Source organism: Saprospiraceae bacterium, from assembly GCA_016715965.1.
In the GTDB taxonomy this organism is placed as follows: Bacteria; Bacteroidota; Bacteroidia; order Chitinophagales; family Saprospiraceae; genus Vicinibacter.
This window is the reverse complement of record JADJXG010000001.1, coordinates 863,080-884,231: the sequence shown is the minus strand read 5'-3', so window position 1 is coordinate 884,231 and position 21,152 is coordinate 863,080. Positions and strand designations below refer to the sequence as shown.

General features: G+C 45.9%; 4 protein-coding genes. All 4 read left to right on the top strand.

The annotated features are described in order from the left end of the window. Nucleotides 1-205 precede the first annotated feature (205 nt). The 4 genes from IPM48_03140 to IPM48_03125 all read left to right on the top strand — a co-directional run bounded on the left by IPM48_03140 (nt 206) and on the right by IPM48_03125 (nt 21,139). Nucleotides 206-18,745 (top strand): HYR domain-containing protein, encoded by an 18,540-nt coding sequence (locus tag IPM48_03140; protein MBK9270569.1) that lies wholly within the window; start codon nt 206-208, stop codon nt 18,743-18,745. Nucleotides 18,746-18,970: 225 nt separating this feature from the next. Then, nucleotides 18,971-19,492 carry a transposase gene (locus IPM48_03135; GenBank protein MBK9270568.1) on the top strand — a complete coding sequence of 174 codons (522 nt, stop codon included), beginning with the start codon at nt 18,971-18,973 and terminating at the stop codon, nt 19,490-19,492. Between the two features lie 165 nt (nt 19,493-19,657). Continuing rightward, nucleotides 19,658-20,215 carry a hypothetical protein gene (locus IPM48_03130; GenBank protein ID MBK9270567.1) on the top strand — a complete coding sequence of 186 codons (558 nt, stop codon included), beginning with the start codon at nt 19,658-19,660 and terminating at the stop codon, nt 20,213-20,215. Nucleotides 20,216-20,545: 330 nt separating this feature from the next. Beyond that, nucleotides 20,546-21,139 carry a hypothetical protein gene (locus IPM48_03125; GenBank protein ID MBK9270566.1) on the top strand — a complete coding sequence of 198 codons (594 nt, stop codon included), beginning with the start codon at nt 20,546-20,548 and terminating at the stop codon, nt 21,137-21,139. Nucleotides 21,140-21,152: the final 13 nt, after the last annotated feature.

The window sequence follows — 21,152 nt, the reverse complement described above, 5'->3', positions numbered from 1 at the left end:
TATCATACTGGCAAATTTGTTTTCAGAAAATAACCAATTCCTTTTTATGCACGCTACTTCAAAATCATCTAATAGTAATACTCATTGTATTGTTCGATGCACACATTTATTTTTCTCAGGTAAAACTGAATATGCAAGGTGGATCTATTCTATCATCCATTGGAGGAAGTGTAAAAGTTTTGGATTCAATTTGATGATCTTTTTCTTGCTACAAACAAATTCAGTATTTTCTGCTGATTATTATTGGGTGGGTGGTACAGGCCAATGGAACGAGCTTATCCATTGGGCAACAACATCAGGAGGTTCGACCAAACATACCATCGTGCCCAGTGTTCTGGACAATGTCATTTTTGATATTAATTCTTTCTCTGCATCGGGACAGAGTGTTACCTTGAATCAGGAAGCTTATTGCAAGGATTTTAAATGGGATGGAGTTGCAAATAATCCAACCTTTACAGGAGCAGGATATACACTGAATGTTGCTGGAAAATTTTTAGCGCTCGGGACACCATTCAATTTTAATCACGCGAATGGGAATCTCATCATCGGTGGAGATTTTTTGGTGGATGGCTCCAATATGGCTTTCACCAAGAACAGTGGAACCATGACGGTGAGTGGTAAGTTTGACATCAAGAATGTGAGCACGATGTCTTTCAGCAGATCCGGTACCCTTCAGATCAGTGGCGGAGCCATGAATTTTACCGATGCAACCCTTACATCCTTTACAACCACTGCGATCAACATCACCACCGGTAGTATGGTTTTTACCAATTCAAAGACAACGGGTACATTCTCCGGTGGATCGATCACTCTGAGCAATGGTGGCATCTCCATACCAGGATGGTCAGGTGGCAATTTTGCGACAGGCACAATATCCATGACGGATAGCCTTATCATTAACAATTGGACGAGTGGTAATCTGAGTACTGGGAGCATCACCAGTAGTGCGGGAAACATCAGTATTTCAAATTGGACGGTCGGAAATATTACCATGGGAAGCATCCAGCTTAGCTCTGCAACGAATAAGGGAGGTTTGTCATTTACAAACGCCACCATGGCAAGTTTTTCAGCGAGCGGTATATCCATTACCAATGGTACCATTAAATTTAATAATTCTAAAACAACAGGCAATTTTAATGGAGGCACGATTAATTTAGGCAATGGGGGGTTAACCATCCCGGAATGGTCTGGTGGCAATTTTACCACCACTTCCATAACCATGACGGATAGCCTTACCATTAACAATTGGACGAGTGGTAATTTGAATACAGGAAGCATCACCAGTAGTGCGGGAAACATCAGTATTTCAAATTGGACGGTCGGTAGTATTACCATGGGAACCATCCAGCTTAACTCAGCTTCTAATAGGGGTGGTTTGTCTTTTACAAATGCCACCATGGCAAGTTTTTCTTACAGCAGTATTTTTATAGCAAATGGAAATATCTCGTTTACCAGTTCCAAAACAACGGGAACTTTTTCCGGAGGAAACATTTCTTTGAGCAATGGAGGAATGACCGTCCCGGCCTGGTCCGGAGGCAATTTCAGCACCGGCAGCATATCCATGACCGGCAACCTGAGTTTCAACAATTGGACTTCTGGTACCCTGAGTTGTGGGACCATTTCCAGCACCAACGGAAATGTCAGTATTGACAATAAAACATCCGGAAATACGAGTTTGATTTTGAACCTCACCAATGGTAGTTTTAACGTCCTTAACTCTTCAGGTTGGACCCTTACTTTTACTAGTAATTGTACGGTCGGCAGCTTTTTGGTGGATCAAAGTCCGATTGTCATCAATTTTTCCACCAATTATTCATTCACATCCAATGGAGATTTTTCCATCCTAAACGGAGCAACCAGTTTTACACATTCCGGTACCTTGTCTGTAAAGGGTAATTTTACACTCAACAGCAGTTGTACGTTCAATCAAAGTTCTTATGTCATATTCACTGCAACAACCACAGGAAAAACCATCACCAGTGCCGGAAAAACATTTACATTCTTGCGTTTCAATGGATCCGGAGGCGAATGGATCCTGCAGGATGCGCTTAAAGTAACCAATTCTACAGAACATTATACAGGTATTTTTCGATCCAATGGCAAGTCGGTCGATTATGGTTTGGCATTTAATGCCGACGACAACGGAACGGTGCGCACCCTGGATTATACGGGCACGGATACCGTTCGGGTAGGATACAGCTATCGGCTCAATACCAGCGGATCTACAGTGTTTACGGCCGGATCTTCTGTTTTATTGATGCAGTCCAATGTCGCCACTGATTTTATTTTAGAGGGGGGAGGAAAGACTTTGGGAGGAGTCGTTCTTAAAAATCTGAATAATTCAATCAGTGCCTATGTTGTCCGGATTCGTGACAACAATACGATTTACGGCAATGTCACCATAGAAATTCACAATCGTTCCTTTTTGTATATTGAAGGGAGCAACAATACTTTTGGCAATTTTTCCATACATTATAATCAATCCACTGTTACCTCAGTAACCGAATCCCAAATTTATAATTCTCACACTTTTGGCAATTTTACCATCACCACCAATGGGCTTCTGCCACAATTGTACTGCGGCAGCAACAACAGCTTTGGTCAAGTGAGCCTGCCTGCCGGTTCCAACTGGCGCATCCAACAATCCACCAACCAATCAATGAAGGGACTGACGGCTGTAGGAGATTGTCAAAAACTCATCTACATTTACAGCAGTAATTCAAGTGTATCGGCTAACATAGTGGATACAGATGGCGGGAGTAATACCCTGGAGTTTATGCGTTTCAACCGCATCAATTTCTCCGGAGCAAGCTGGACCGCCAATAATACTTTAGAATCCATCAATACAACCGGGATCACGGTTAATCTGCCCCCTACCCAGACTTATTACTGGATCGGAGGCACAGGTAACTGGAACGATCCCACCAAGTGGTCTCTCAGCAGCGGTGGACCAGCGGCTGGTTGCGTGCCTGTTCGCGTGGATCACGTGGTGTTTGACAACAATTCTTTTCCGGGCAGCAATCAGACCATCACTTTGAATGTGGCGGCAGAAGTAATCAACATGAGCTGGACATCGGGAGTGAATGCCAGTCCCAATTTTGTAGGAAGTCAAGGACTGATCATCAATGGAGATCTGGCGGTCTCCGGAGTAATGGATTGGCAATTGAGCGGACCACTTACCTTGCGGGAATCCATCGTCCTCAACAGCGGAGTCAATTGGAGCCAAACCAACACCGTGACATTCAGTGGTACGAGTTCAGGCCATACCATTGACATGGCAGGCAAGACTTTTCCGTATGTTGTGGTATTTGATAATCCGGGCAATTCTGCGGCTGGTTCCTGGACCCTGGCTTCGGCATTCACAGTATCCCCTACTTACTATACAAACTTCAATGACGCTGGATTGATTTCCAACGGATATTCAATTCATTTTGGCGATTATTTCAATGGTTCCGTGGATGCACCCAAGGTTCTTGATTTTACAGGCACGGATACTGTGAGGTTGCAAAGGTATTGGAATTTGCCCAACAGTGTGAATACAAGCCTGACCATGGGCCAAGCAGTGCTATTGCTGCGACAACCTTCTGGCTTTGCGAATTCGATGGAGTTTTATGGAGGAGCAAAAACCTACCACGATGTGGTCATTGATGCTTTGAATACCAATACGGCATATTCCATCTTGCTTTCCAATGCTTCGACCATCTTTCGCGATCTTTTTCTTAGAATTTCAGGCCCACAATTAGTGAACTGGCAACATGCTTTTTCTTCCAGGCATGTTTCAGTACAATATTTCAACAGCAGTACAAGCTATGCTCCCAGCTTTAGTTTAAGCGGTAATCACAGCATGACCAGCCTTAAGTTTATATCGCCATCGGTGATGCCGGTTCTGTACCTCTACAACAGTAACACCATCGATACCCTGCAACTCCATCATGGTATGACGACTTATTTTGGTGCCAACCAGACACAGACTTTAAAATCACTGACTGCAGATGGCATTTGCTCGAGAAGGATCTCCCTATATTCGACAAGCTCCGGTACCCAGGCCACCTTAAGCGATCTGACAGATACCAACAATGTGGATCAGCTGTACATGCGGGATATCAGAGCCCAGGGCGGAGCGGTATGGAATGCAGATGGTTTGGTAAATGAAGGCAATAATACGGGTTGGACACTGAATCCCCAACCGGTACAAAGTTATTATTGGATTGGTGGTACAGGCAACTGGAGTGATTCGACCAAGTGGTCTTTCAGCAGTGGGGGTACTCCGGCAAATTGTTTGCCTTCACGTCAGGACCATGTGGTTTTTGACAACAATTCTTTCCCGGGCAGTAATCAGACCGTAACCTTAAATATCCATGCGGAAATCAGCAACATGACCTGGACTTCCGGCGTGAATGCAAGTCCCAATTTTTCAGGCAGCAACAACTTGATCCTTAATGGAAATCTGACGATTTCAGGCGCAATGGACTGGATTCTGAATGGCGGACTCACCTTGCGCAAGTCCATAATCCTTAGCAGTGGAGTGAATTGGAGTCATGCCAACTTAGTTACCTTTAGCGGTACCACTTCCGGTAATGTAATTAACATGGCGGGAAAGACATTTTCCAATACTGTTTTATTTGACAATCCTGGAAATTCAGCGTCTGGTTCCTGGACCCTCGCATCCAATTTTACAGTTTCCAATAGCTACTATACAAACTTCCAGGATGCAGGATTCATTTCCAATGGTTATGCCGTAAATTTTGGAGATTACTTGGAAGCATCTTCGAATGTTCCCAAAGTCCTCAATTTTACCGGCACGGATACCGTAAGGGTCCAAAGGTTTTGGAACATGCTAAACGGAGCCAATGCCAACCTCATCATGACACAAGCGGTATTGCTGATCCGGCAGCCATCTGGTTTGAGCAATGAAATTTATTTTAATGGAGGAGGAAAGATCTATTCCGACGTGGTGATCGATGCACAGCATGCCAGCTCTAGCTATTATATTTATCTGTTCAACTCATTAACCGGTTGTCGCGATATCTATTTCAGGATATCAGGTCAACAAAATGTCTATTGGCAAGATAACTATACTTCCAGAAATGTGTACGTTCAATACTTAAATACCAATACCGGCTACGCTCCAAACTTCTGGGTATATGCTAACAACACGATGTCGGGCTTGAAGTTTACCTCCCCCTCGGTGCAACCAAGACTATATCTCTACAATTTCAACACCATTGACACCCTTCAGCTACATCATGGCATGGATGTATATTTTGGTGCCAGCCAAACCCAGACTTTGAAATCATTGTCAGGAATTAGTTTATGTACCCGTCTCATCGATATATTCTCTACATCAACCGGAACCCAAGCCATCTTAACAGATGCAAATGGAACCAACAGTCTGAATTTTATCAATTTCAGGGATATCAGAGCTCAGGGTGGTGCTACCTGGGAAGCATCAAACGTAAATACCAATACCAACAACTTAGGGTGGACCATCGTCCCTCCACCAGCGATAACCTATTACTGGGTGGGCGGAACCGGAAATTGGAATGATCTTACCAAATGGTCGTTGAGTAGCGGAGGCCCTTCAGCAGGATGTCTGCCGACCACACTGGACAACGTGGTATTTGATATCAATTCATTTAATGCAACAGGGCAGTCTGTCAATTTAGTAACGACCACTTTATGTCGAAATATGACATGGACCAGTGGTGTTACTTTAAACCCCGGTCTAAATGGCAATTTTCAGTTGGAGGTCCAGGGCGATCTGCAAGTGTTAGGAACGATGACCTGGAACCAAAGTGGAAACCTGATCAGCAGAGGAGACTTCATTCTTAGCAACAGCACTACCTGGAACCACAATAACCAAACCCAATTTTACTCCGACTCCACCAACAACATCCTGAACACGGCCGGCAAGACCATGCTGCAGTCTATTTCCTTTGATGCCAGGACCACGGCTTCCGGCCCCAAATGGACCCTGGGTTCTGATCTGATCGTCAGTTCATCTTATACATTGAATGTGGTAGAAGGACAATTTATTTCAGACGGATACGAAATCAATGCAGGATTGGAATTTTTGGCAAATAGTGGCACAGATCAAAGAATCATCAACCTGTCAGGTACAGATACACTGAGAATGCGAAGGGCATTCCGAATAACCAACAATGCAAATACAAGCTTTACCCATGGTAACGCCACCATTTTATTGAGTTCAAATTTGGGAGAGTCTTTGGCATTCGAAGGAGGCAACCGGAGCTATTATGATGTGACCATTCTTCAAGGCTCCAACTCAAGTTCCACTTTTGATATTAGCTTTTCAGGCAACAACAACATCCGGGATGTCAAGATCCAAACTTTGGCATCAACTGGTTGGAGGAGAATCTATTTTAACAATTCTTCCGTATTCAGGCATGTAGACATCGATCACTTTGGAAGCAATCAAGTGCTGATTGCTATCCAAAATGGGCCACATACCTTCAGCAATTTTGTCCTGGAGACATTTGGTTCTGGTTTAGCATATGTTGAGATGAGCAGCAACAATACTTTTAGCACACTTGACCTTCCAAATGGTTTCGATATGCTGTTGGCTTCTTCCACCACCCAAACCACCAGCAATTTTATACCGCGTAGCTCCTGTCTTAAGAGATCTACGATCAGAGGTAACAACAGTACAACTTCCAGAATTTCTCAAAGCTCGGGAACCATCAGTACAGAGTGGATCACTCTGCAAAACCACACAGTCCTTGGTGGCGCTGCGTTTAACGCTACGGACGCAACGATCTCCGGCTCTGTGTTTGGTTGGAATTACCAGACCGTTCAACCAATCACCATGTATTGGGTGGGAGGTACAGGTAGCTGGTCAGATCCCAACAAATGGGCATTCACAAGCGGAGGACCCGGCAACGGATGCATCATTCCAAAGAGCACCGACCATGTGGTCTTTGACAATGCTTCCTTTACTGCGATCAATCAGACCGTCACCTTGAATCAATCAGCAACCGTGGTCAACATGATCTGGAACAATGTGGCTTTTACCCCAAATTTTACAGGTGGAAATCCACTCACCGTTAATGGAAATTTATTTATCAACAGTGCCATGGGCTGGAACCAATCAGGTACCCTCAACCTGAATGGTTCGGTCACTTTTGCAACCAGCATGAACTGGAACAGAACAGCCTCCACCACTTTAAGTCCGGTCGCAGGAAATTACACCCTTGATTTTGCCGGAAAAACACTGAATGGAGCCATGAACTTTAATGGAAACGCCAATGCGATCTGGACCCTGCTCAATGACTATAAAGCGGCAACCGGAGTGACCACTACCTTTGTACAAGGCAAGTTTTTTTCCAATGGATACCGGGTTGATTTTGGTCTGGATTTTAACTCCAATTATTCTAATTCAAGATTATTGGATCTTTCGGGAACAGATACCGTCAGAGTACGAAGGCAATGGTTGATCGGAGCAAGCAATCTAAATCTAAATATGGGTGGAGCAGTCTTGTTGATGCAAACCAACCAGCCGGAAAATCAAAGCTTTGCCGGCGGAAATATCGTCTATGGGGATTTGATCTTTCTACACCAAAATACAAGTGATTATACCATCAATCTATCTGGAAATAATACTTATGGATCTTTGATCTTTAATGTTACAAACCGGAAGAATATCACTTTGGATGGTAACAACACTATGGCAGGATTTACGATAAACATGGATCATTCCAATACAGCCTCAGCTCCTCAGATCTTAATCAATGGCACCAATTCTTTTGGGAATTTTCTGATTTTATCCAAAAACATCCAGGGCCCTTATGTTTATTTCTATCAGAATAATAACTTTGTTAATTTTACTTCAGTCGGTCGCAATACCCGTTTGAATTTTGGCGCCAATCGCACGCAAACTTTTATAGATGATGTGCAGATTCTTGGTACCGGTAGCACGCCCATTCTCGTCAATTCGACGACAGGTGGAACTCAAGCCACGTTATCCAAAGCTTCCGGTCAACTTTGTTTTGACTACGTTTGGATCGAGGACATAAATGGGACAGGAGGAGCTACTTATAATGGAGGCCATAACAGTCAAGACCTGGGTAACAATAACGGGATCACCTTTGGTCAGAGCTGTGTGGCTTATTATTGGGTGGGCGACTCGGGCAACTGGTCAGATTATGCCAATCACTGGGCGACCAGATCAGGAGGAAATGTTTTTTATAATCAGTTGCCATCTGCAACGGACCATGTGGTCTTTGATGCCAATTCCTTTACCACGACCGGACAGACGGTCACACTGGATGTCGTAGGCAATTGCTACAATATGACCTGGCTTTCAGTACTCTTTAACCCAAGCCTGGCAGGATCTGCACAGAATCTGAATATTCATGGCAATCTCTTTCTGTCTCCATCGATGAACCAAAACTGGACTGGCAGATGGAATTTACTGGCCGATGATGGACTTATCCATCAAATCAATTTGTTTGGAAAAACTTTGACAGATGTGCATATTGAAGCAGAAAACAACAGCATCCTAAAGCTGGAAGCAAATTTCAATTATTCGGATAGCCTGACCCTGGCATCCGGTCATTTGAATACCAATGGAAAAAACATTCTTGGAAAAAGTTTCAACCTGATCGGAAATGCCAGCAGAACTTTGACGCTTGGCAGCTCGGAGATCCTCTTAAATGAAGGAGTTTGGAATGTGGAGGATCCAAGCAACCTGACTCTTTCAGCAGGCACCAGTGAGATCATCTTGAAAAGTCATGGCGACACGGTTACATTTATCGGGGGAGATCTGCCATACTATGATCTTCGGTTTCAAACAGACAGCGTCATGGTTAGTAATTTGTCTGGCTCCAATTCATTTAACAAGCTCTTAGCCGACCCGGGTAATATCCTCACCCTGTCATCGGGCTCAACCCAGACAACCGTGCAACTCATCGCCTCCGGCAATTGCCAGAAAGATCTCAGCATTCAATCCGATACACCCGGATCTCCAGCCAGTTTTAGTCAGGCATCCGGCACCGTGAATTCCAATTTTGTAGATATTAAAGACAATTCAGCCACAGGTGGAGCTACCTTCAACGCCAACCAGGCTGCTGATTTGGGAGGTAATACAGGATGGAATTTCCCACCCTTCAATGTGCTTGATGTATCCATCAATAAAACCAACCCCACCTGTCCTACACCCAACAACGGTTCCGCTACTGCCGTGGTCAATGGGGGTGTAGGACCTTTTTCATATAAGTGGAATACCTTATCCACATTGGCCACTTTAACCAATCTGTCTCAGGGAACTTACAGCGTTACGGTGACGGATGCCTCTGGCTGCACAGGCACCGCCATAGCTACCCTGAATCAGCCTGCATCGTATAATTTTGGTTCAACGACCCAGGGAGAGACCATCTGTTTTGGTGCAATGAATGGAGATGTTTCCGTGGATGCCCCGGGAGGTTTGGCTCCCTTGACATACAGCTGGTCAAATGGAGCGACCACTCAGGCTGTCAGTGGTCTGAGCGCCGGAACTTATGCAGTGACCGTCATCGACGCGGCCAATTGCAGGGCGTTCAATTCGGCCACGGTCATCAGCCATGCCGATATCAATGCAGGCAACAGCATCACCACCAGCAAGTGTATCAACATTCCGGTTGGTTTTTCCGCATCCGGCACTGGTACAGGCCTCAGCTACAATTGGGCATTTGGAGATGGCAATATAGGATCCGGCCAAATGGTAAGCAACACTTACGATACGGCAGGAAGTTTTACTGCCTACGTGACGGTAACAGCATCCAATGGATGCAAAGACAGCGCGGGTGTGGCACTGACCATTGCGCCCGTACTCGACTTGTCTGCCAACATTACCCATGTCAATACCTGCACGCCGAATACCTGCAATGGTCAGGTGATTTTAAACCCATCCGGTGGAGTTGCACCTTTTACATACACAGGTCCTGAGTTTGCCCATGCCTTCTATGGACCGACCCTATCTCCAACCTTGTTTACGAAGGATAACAATACAGGAGCCTACGTCCAAAACAACCAGCTCAGCGTCACCGGAAACGGCAATTGGAATAAAAGGATCTACACCCCTGCCACTTTTGCCCGAGCGGCCGGAAAGGAATTTAGTTTTAAATTTTTCCATCCCGCCGGTGGGCTGACCAGCATAGGCTGGCACGGCAACGGTACCACTTCAACTACCAATACACGGGCAGATTTGATTTATGCATTTTCATTTGAAGCCACCAGTCTATTTATATATGAAGATAATAACAACAGGAGTAATGTCACAGCCTCCGTTCCCGGCGGTTATACCATCAATACCTGGTATGAGGTCCGGATTGTATTAAAAGCAACCGGGGCAGAATACTACTTGCGCAAACTCACTGGAGGAAATTATGTCCTACTCTATAACAGTACCTATTCCAATGAAACTAGCCTGCGTCTGGGTATGTGTACACACACGGGCATCGCCATCACCGATGACTGGGTTGTTAGTCCGGTAACTCCGATTTTGACGAGCCTTTGTCCGGGTGACTACAAATACTTTGTTCTGGATGCCAATGGTTGCGTTGATACCTTCACAGCCGCAGTTAGCATTACAGACCAGACCCTTCCGGTGGCAGCCTGTAAAAACATCAGCGTTTCTCTGGACCAAAATGGTGAATATACTTTAACCCCTGCGGAAGTCAACAACAATTCCAGCGACGATTGCGGCATCGAAATGCTGGAACTGGATGTGACTAATTTTGATTGTGGCGATATAGGACAAAATACTGTCTTGCTGACTGTCACGGATTCTAGCGGGAATACCAAGACCTGCACTTCGACCGTCACTGTACTCGACAATGCCGCTCCGTTGGTGAGTTGTCCTCCGGCCAGCATTTCCCTCCCTGTCCACCCAGGATCGCCCTGTACGATTGCGATTCCGGATTATGTTGCTCAACTCAATCCAACAGACAATTGCACCGATGCAGGAAGCATTTTGGAAGATCAAAGCATTCCTGCTGGTAACTTTGCGGTAAGTGGCAATGGCCAGATCGTAAACCTATCCTATACTGCCACGGATGCCGCTTCACCTCCCAACACAAAAACCTGTAGTATAGCCATCACCGTGCAGGCATCGGTGATCGATGTACGGGGCAACAACACCACCATTGCAGATGGAGATATTACGCCTTCCTCGACTGACCATACGGATTTTGGACAGGTCTCGGGAATGCCCATCACACGTACCTTCACCATACGAAATACGGGTGCTGCTGATCTGAATCTGGAAGTAGGATCCATCCTTGTGACGGGTCCCAATGCATCCTTTTTTATAGTAGATAATATCAGCCTCCCGGCCACCATTCCTGGTCCTTCAGGTACCCTGACCTTCGATGTCACTTATGATCCATCAGCCCAGGGTGTTCATAACGCCACTGTTGAGATCACCACCGACAATTGTACGATTGTCTTATATGATTTTGCCATACAGGGCGAACTAAGTTGTGGCCTACCCAGCTTCACTCAATGTCCCAATGCTCCTGTCATGGAGGATACCGACCCCTCACTATGTTCTGAGGCCGTTAATTATAACGTTCAGGCGACCGGAACTCCCGCCCCTACACTGGATTACGAATTTTCCGGAGCGACCACAGATTCCGGATCTGGCACGGGATCGGGAGAAAGCTTCAACAAGGGTATCACAACCGTCACGGTGACCGCCACCAATTCATGCGGCACAGCGACCTGTGTTTTTGATGTGGTAGTTACCGACGACGATGCGCCTGTATTGGATTGCAATACACTTACTACAATTCATTTAAATACAACAGCACCCGATTGTACCAACGATACAGATGCTACAGTACCAATTGCAGTGGACAATTGTGATGGAAACATCAACGGAGTGGGTACGCGCAGTGACATGGTATCGATGAATGATCCATGGCCATTGGGCACTACGACGATCACCTGGACATTTACAGATGCTGCGAGTAATGTAAAAACCTGCACACAAGATGTGGTAGTTACCGACGACGATGCGCCTGTATTGGATTGCAATACACTTACTACAATTCATTTAAATACAACAGCACCCGATTGTACCAACGATACAGATGCTACAGTACCAATTGCAGTGGACAACTGCGATGGCAGCATCAATGGTGCAGGCACCCGCAGTGACATGGTATCGATGAATGATCCATGGCCATTGGGCACTACGACGATCACATGGACATTTACAGATGCTGCGAGTAATGGAAAAAGCTGCACACAAGATGTGGTAGTTACCGACGACGATGCGCCTGTATTGGATTGCATGACTCTGACGACCGTAAATTTAACCACAGAAGCACCAGACTGCGACAACGATACCGATGTAAGTGTACCGGTAGCGATGGACAATTGTGATGGCAACATCAACGGAGTGGGCACACGCAGTGACATGGCATCCCTGAATGATCCATGGCCCTTGGGCACTACGACGATCACATGGACATTTACAGATGCTGCGAGTAATGGAAAAAGCTGCACACAAGATGTGGTAGTTACCGACGACGATGCGCCTGTATTGGATTGCAATACACTTACTACAATTCATTTAAATACAACAGCACCCGATTGTACCAACGATACAGATGCTACAGTACCAATTGCCGTGGACAATTGTGATGGAAACATCAATGGTGCAGGCACCCGCAGCGACATGGCATCCCTGAATGATCCATGGCCATTGGGCACTACGACGATCACATGGACATTTACGGATGCTGCGAGTAATGTAAAAACCTGCACACAAGATGTGGTAGTTACCGACAACGATGCGCCTGTATTGGATTGCAATACACTTACTACAATCCATTTAAATACAACAGCGCCCGATTGTACCAACGATACAGATGCTACAGTACCAATTGCCGTGGACAATTGTGATGGAAACATCAATGGTGCAGGCACCCGCAGTGACATGGTATCGATGAATGCACCTTGGCCCTTGGGTACTACAACCATCACATGGACATTTACAGATGCAGCGAGTAATGTAAAAACCTGCACACAGGATGTGGTAGTTACCGACGACGATGCGCCTGTATTGGATTGCAATACACTTACTACAATTCATTTAAATACAACAGCACCCGATTGTACCAACGATACAGATGCTACAGTACCAATTGCAGTGGACAATTGTGATGGAAACATCAACGGAGTGGGTACGCGCAGTGACATGGCCTCTCTGAATGCACCTTGGCCCTTGGGTACTACGACCATCACATGGACATTTACAGATGCAGCGAGTAATGTAAAAACCTGCACACAAGATGTAAGCGTGACTGACGATGATGCACCGGTATTGGATTGCATGACCCTGACGACCGTAAATTTAACCACAGAAGCACCAGACTGCGACAACGATACCGATGTAAGTGTACCGGTAGCGATGGACAATTGTGATGGCAACATCAACGGAGTGGGCACGCGCAGTGACATGGTATCGATGAATGATCCATGGCCATTGGGCACTACGACGATCACCTGGACATTTACAGATGCTGCGAGTAATGTAAAAACCTGCACACAAGATGTGGTAGTTACCGACGACGATGCACCTTCTCTCACATGCCCAAGTTCTGGTTCTGTAAATCCGAATCCCGGATCCTGTGAATATACCATTGCAGGCACCATATACGATCCCAGCATGTTGGATGACAATTGTGGAATTGCTGGAGTGGAAAATGATTTTAACCAAACCTCTTCACTCGATGGTGCCGTCATTCCTGCAGGAGCCAATGTCATCACATGGACCGTCACAGATAACAACAACCTGACCAACTCCTGCAGCTTTACCGTTGAGGTGGTGGACAATCAGGACCCAATCATCACAGGATGTCCTTCCAATATAGGTCCTCTCTCCAACGATCCTGGTCAATGCGGCCGCGAAGTGAGCTGGACTGCTCCAACCGCTTCGGACAATTGTCCGGGAGTGACTTTGGAAGTCGATCCTCCGAATGCCAACGGCAGTTTCTTTCCGGTGGGAACAACCATCGTAACTTACACCGCCACGGATGCAAGTGGATTAACCACAACTTGTCAGTTTACCGTGACCGTAAGCGATACGGAAGCTCCTCAGATTGACTGTCCGGATGATGAAGTCGTCAACAGTGCACCTGGAGAATGTGAAAACGAAATCGGCTATGACGCTCCAATAGGCACCGACAATTGCCCCGGGGCCATCACCACCCATGAGTCAGGTCCAATGTCCGGAGAAATTTTACCGGTTGGCGTGCATGTAGTAGTTTATAAAGTGACAGATGCAGAAGGTCTGATGGCCACTTGTAGCTTTACCATCACCGTGGTGGATGACGAAGATCCTACCATCGATTGTCCGGATGACATCGTGGATGAAACTGATCCGGGAGAGTGTGGAGCAGAAATTGGTTTCGATGACCCGATGGCCGATGACAATTGTGGCATTGATGAAGTCAACCAGACCGGTGGGCTGCCTTCTGGTTCTATATTCCCGGTTGGTGTGAGTGAAATCACATTTGAAGCCACCGATATTCATGGCAATACAAGCACATGTAGCTTCACCATAACAATTACTGACGAGGAAGATCCTGAGATCGATTGTCCTGATGACATCGAAGTGGACAACGATCCGGGCTTGTGCGCTGCTTTGGTAGGCTTTACAGAGCCTGAAGGCACCGACAACTGTCCGGGAGCGGAGACCGATAGGACTTCTGGCCAGGCGCCGAATTCTTACTTTGCAGTCGGAGTAACCACTCAGACTTATCTGGTGACGGATGCCAGCGGCAATACCGCAGAGTGCAGCTTTACCGTGACAGTCAACGATACAGAAGATCCACAGATCAGCTGTCCGAATGACATCGTGGTGAGCAATGATGCCGGCCTGTGCAGTGCAGTGGTCAACTATGGCACACCAAATGGCACCGACAACTGTCCGGGTGTGATGACTTCGCAAACTGCCGGCATGCCGAGTGGCAGTGCATTCCCTGTAGGTGTGACCACCAATACGTTTGAGGCAGAAGATGCATCAGGCAATATTTCGAGCTGCAGTTTCACCGTGACGGTCAACGATACAGAAGATCCAAGCATCGACTGTCCTGCCAACATCGTGGTCAGCAACGATCCGGATGAGTGTGGAGCAGAGGTGACGTATGCGGATCCAACCACGGATGACAATTGTCCGGGTGAAGATTGGACCCAGACGGCAGGATTGGCAAGCGGAAGCTTCTTCCCTGTGGGAGTGACCACCAATACATTTGAAGTAGAAGACGCCAGCGGCAATACCGCAGAGTGCAGCTTCACCGTGACGGTCAACGATACACAAGATCCTGAGATCAGCTGTCCTTCAGACATCGCAGTGGACAATGATCTGGATGAATGTGGAGCAGATGTGACTTATACGACTCCGGTGGGCACCGACAACTGTCCGGGAGAAATAACGACCCAGACATCCGGATTGCCAAGTGGCAGTTTCTTCCCAGTGGGAGTGACCACCAATACTTTTGAAGTGGAAGACGCCAGCGGAAATATCACCACTTGCAGCTTCACCGTAACGGTGACCGATGCTCAGGATCCTGAAATTACCTGTCCTTCCAACATTGGACCTTTGTCCAATGATCCTGGCTTGTGTTCGAAGTTAATCGGCTTTACAGAGCCTGAAGGCACTGACAACTGTCCGGGAGCTGAGACTGAAAGGACTTCTGGTCAGCCACCATATACTTATTTCCCTGTAGGTGTAACCACCCAGACCTATCTGGTGACGGATGCCAGCGGCAATACCGCAGAGTGCAGCTTTACCGTGACGGTGGTAGATACAGAAGCACCTATCATTCTGAATTGTCCTGTGGCAAGGGTGATCGAAGGATGTGACCCAACCGCCATCGATTTACCTGCCTTCAGCACCACCCTGGCCGCAACCACTTATGCCATCTTTAATGGAGCGCCAAACGATGGAGATGCCATCGATAATTGTGGTGTGACCACAGTCGAATACATCGACGTGGCCAATGGCAGCTGCCCGACCATCGTGACCAGAACCTGGTACCTGAGAGACGCAGCCGGCAATACCGACCAGTGCAACCAAACCATCACAGTGGATGATACCCAGGCACCGACCATCGACGAATGTGCCGTCACACGCAACATCGAAGGTTGCGATACCGACGCCATCACCGGTCCTGACTACAGCGAAGTAGAAAACGAATCTTCAGAAGAGGAATTCGAAAATGCGACCAACCAGGGCGATGCTTCAGATGCTTGTGGAATCGAATCCGTGGGTTATATCGATGAATCTACCGGATCCTGCCCCATTGTGGTGACCAGAACCTGGTTTATCAGAGATGCCTGTGGTAATGAATCTACTTGTGTCCAGACCATCTACGTGGACGATACGGATGCTCCTGACATCACAGAATGTCCGGAAACCCGCATCATCGAAGGCTGTGGCACCGATGATGTGACCGATCCTCCATTCTCCATGAGCTACGCACTTTCTGATTACAGCGTATTCTCTGCTGCACCAAACAACGGAGAGGCTGACGATGAATGTGGAATCGTAGAAGTGGGTTATCAGGATGCTGCATCCGGTGAATGTCCAATAGTTATTACCAGAACCTGGACCTTGAAAGATGCTTGTGGCAATACCGAAACTTGTGTTCAGACCCTTGAAGTAGATGATACCACTGATCCGGAAATCGAAGTTTGTGCAGAAGATCGCGTGATTGAGGGCTGTGGTACAGGCGACATCACTTCTCCTGCATATTCAGAGACAGAGGCGAGTTCAAGCTATGCAGAATTCTCTTCTGCTCCAAACAACGGAGAAGCCAGTGATGAATGCGGAATTATCTCGGTTACCTATATCGATGAGGCAAGCGGTACCTGTCCAATTACGGTCACCAGAACCTGGACCTTGAAAGACGCTTGCAACAACGAAACGACCTGCGTACAGATCATTACCGTGGACGATACTGAAGAGCCAGTTATTTCAGTTTGCCCTGTGACCAGAGACATTGAAGGCTGCGACACGGATGATGTGACAGGACCGGATTACAGTGAGACTTTGGCAAATTCTGATCTGATCGAATTTGAGGACATGCCAAACTTTGGTGAGGCATCCGATAATTGTGAAATCGTCTCTGTAAAATACATCGACGAATCAACCGGAACTTGCCCCATCGTAGTGACCAGAACTTGGTATCTCGAAGATGCTTGTGGCAATGAGACCACTTGTGAGCAAACCATCTATGTCGATGATACAGAATCACCGGATCTGGATTGTCCTGCTAACATTGTTGTTTCCAACAACACGGGTGTGTGCGGTAACAATGTCAACTTCGCAGCGACTGCCGATGATGAATGCAGTGTGCCAACCATCAATTACAGCAAAGCACCGGGATCTTATTTCGTAGTAGGTACCACAACCGTGTATGTAACCGCGACAGATGCCTGTGGCAACCCATCATACTGTAACTTTACGGTTACGGTGAATGATACCACCAAACCAACCGTAATCACCAAGCCTAAGACGCTTTATTTGAATGCTGTTGGTCAGGCAGCCTTGTTGGTATCTCATGTCAACAATGGAAGTTTTGACAATTGCGGTATTGTGAGTTACAGTTTGTCCAAAACAGTGTTCAACTGCAGCAACAAAGGTGTCAACGTTGTTACCCTGACAGCAACCGATGCAGCGGGTAATGTCGGATCAAATACAGCGTTGGTGACAGTCATGGATACTACGAGACCAGTGGCGAAATGTAAAAACATCACCATTGATCTCATTGCAGGCACAAGAACGATTACTCCTGCACAGGTCAACAATGCTTCTACAGACAACTGCGGTGCTCCTGGATTGAGCATTAATAAAACGACCTTCACCTGCAGTGATCCGATCACCAACAACGTGATTCTTACTGCTACCGATGGATCGGGCAATTCTTCTACCTGTACGGCGGTGGTTACCATTCGCGGACCAATCACTTGTAGCATTACCCTGACTCCTGCTACAGGAGCCAATACAGGTGGTATTCCAAGCAATGTGTATCTCGGATATGGACCACAGACCGTGTTGATGACGGCTGTGCCTAGCGGAGGTACCGGATTTACTTATTCATGGAGCCCGACGACGCACCTGATCAATTGCACCAATTGTCAAAGCCCGACCTTTGCACCTACGGTGGCTGGTAACTTCACTTATACGGTGACAGTGACCAACAGCCAGGGTTGTTCTTCGACCTGCTCTGTTACCTTCTGTGTCAAAGACGTGAGGGTACCTGGAATGCCGGGCAAAGTTTACGTCTGCGACAATGGCAATACCATCGAAGTGGATGTTGCAGATGTTCCGGATTACGTACCGGGTACACCTGGAGCTACCATGGGTAAATGCGACGACCAGTGCACACCACCACCATTTGGCAAACCTGCTGAAGAGTTGTGGACAGGAGGAAACGAAACGGATGGATCCAATCAGGTGATCACGCTCGAGGAGAATTCGGCTGACGGCAGATCGGTGAGGGTATTCCCGAATCCGACCAGTCAGCACTTTGATCTGCTCATCTTTACCAAATCATTCGAACCGGTCGATATGATGGTCTTCGATATGTATGGTAAGATGATAGAGCGCAGATTCATCAATCCTAAGACGGAGTCCACACACTTCGGATCAGATTATCCTGCGGGTGTGTTCATGTTGCAAGTCAAACAAGGAGATTGGAGCAAAACTGTGCGCATCATCAAGACCAATAAATAAGAGAATTGGGATAAGTTTTTTAAAATAATTTGAAGGCCCGGTGATTTTCACCGGGCTTTTTTTTTGGCTAGATCGCAGCTTGATCGCTTAAGTTTTAAACTTAAGCGATCAAGCCAGAGCGATCTAGCTTTGTAGCGATCATTCAGCCGTTTCGGAATTATTTCACTAATTTTATTCCTGAGTGAATAACAGATGGGAGGGCATAAAATATCTAAGCAAAATGCATTGCATTTTTTAACCATTACTGTGGTGGGTTGGGTGAAAATTTTTGATGATCATCGATGCAAAAAAATTATCACAGATAGTTTGAAATATTGTCAGCAACACAAGGGGTTGAGGATTCATGCTTATGTGATCATGAGCAATCACATCCATCTCATTTGCCGCACCATCCCTCCCTTTAAATTGTCGGATACGATCAGAGATTTTAAAAAGTTTTGTGCCAAAGCCATTTTGAAATTAATTCTTGAAGATACCAGTTTTCATCAAAGAGATGATATCCTGGAAATATTTGAAATTTTTGGATTTTCGAATAGCAACAATAAAAGATTTCAGGTTTGGTACCAGCGAAACCGACCAATTGAATTGTTCAATCCAGTATGGATAAAACAGAAATTGAATTATATCCATCACAATCCTGTCAAGGCAGGTATGGTTGCTTATGCAGAAGAATATGCGTGGAGCAGTGCAGCTCAATACAAGGGGCAGCAGGATGGCTGCATTGACATCGATCGGATCGAAATATAACTTGGCCGTCTGATGGCTTAAGTCTGATGGCTGTCTGATGGCTTAAGTTTCAAACTTAAGCCATCAGACAGCCATCAGACCGCCATCAGACCTAAGCCATTTGAAGGTTTAAGTTTTAAACTTAAGCGTTCAAGTTTCCATTAATTTTGTGCCAAATTAAAAGTTATGAAATTTCAACCCATCCTAGGAATATTGTTGCTCAGTTTGTTTTTCATCCAATGCAAACAAGACAAATCTGGAGGATCTGCTGCTACCGGCAATAAGGAATCTACCCAGGCAGAGGACCATAAAATGACCAAAGGTCAGGTGGAGGAAGAGAGAAGTCAATTGTTGGGTTGGCTCAAAAACAGAAGCGACCTTGTCCATTTCAACCAGTTGATGAATCAGTCGTCGACGATCATACCATTGTTGTATGAAGACAAAAGACTTAAGGTAAACTACTTTGTTCCGACAGACGTAGCTTTTAAAGCAATTGGTGGAGAGCTCGCGGGCAAATTGAATGACAATATGCCGGATGATGCGGAATTAAAATTGCTCAATCAGCTGATTGTTAAGACGACCGATTTTAGCTGGGCCGGGGCCACTTCATTGGGAGGGGTCAGTGTCAAATTTGGAGAGGCTGGTGCGACGGTCGTCATTGGATCAACGGAAGCAAAAGTCTTAGAAACTGTTATGCTCAGTGCCCGCTCAAGAGCCTATATCATCGACCGTTGTCCGAGGTAATAGGGTCCCATTTTGAATTAAAATAGCATACATTAAATAATTACATTATTTGTAATGTGTTTAATGAGAAATAAATAAACAGATGTGAAAAAAAATTTGTCCTGCACAAAAATTTAATACACCTTGAACCATTGTTTTTTCTTTACTTTGTGCTGCGGTACTGACCATACCTCAAAACTTGTGTAAAAACAGAAGGTAATTAATCCCGGTGTGAACTGACGAAGCCAAGCAGACGCCCGAGTTAAGTTTCCTTCGATTTTTTGTTGTTGTAAATCAATTAAGCCTGTGTTCTCATTGAAACACATACCTCACTTAATTGACTATGTGCTTTTGGAAACCAAAGCTCTAGTCTCCTGTATTGGAAGAACAAACACTTGTTCTCTGGTCAGCATTTCGTGCGTTCTATTTCTTCTGACAACTTCCTGCAAAACAAACAATAAACCTTCTGCGACGGCAGAAAAGTCAATTGATAATCAACAACTTACACAAGTTAATCCGGGAATTCCCGATGGTCAAAATGTAGCTTCTTTTGCTCAACAGTCCCTTCAATCCAGAAAGGATATGAGTGAATTCAACCGCATGCTTAACGATCCTGCGCTTAATTTTTTCTTGCAGAGTCATCCCCAATTTGATTTTGTATTCTTTGCTTTTCCGGACCAAACACTCGATGAAATATCTCGTCAGACTTTGGATTCTGTTAGAGCGAGTGGATACAACGATACCAAGTTTGAATTTTTTGCCAGTCATGTCTCCATGGTGAGCAAAGGCTTACCATTTTTAGAGGGTGTTAATTTTATCGAAAAACCCCTCAAAATTGACAACAATACAGTCATTTACAACAACAAATCGGTCAAAATAATTGAGAAGATCCCATCACACGAGCGCATCCAAGTATTTCTTATTCAAAACCCTTTACAATCCTAAGATCTATGATCCC

Excerpts from the sequence above, each read along its gene's own strand:
- IPM48_03130 (MBK9270567.1), top strand. The coding sequence starts at position 19,658 with ATGAAATTTCAACCCATCCTAGGAATATTGTTGCTCAGTTTGTTTTTC.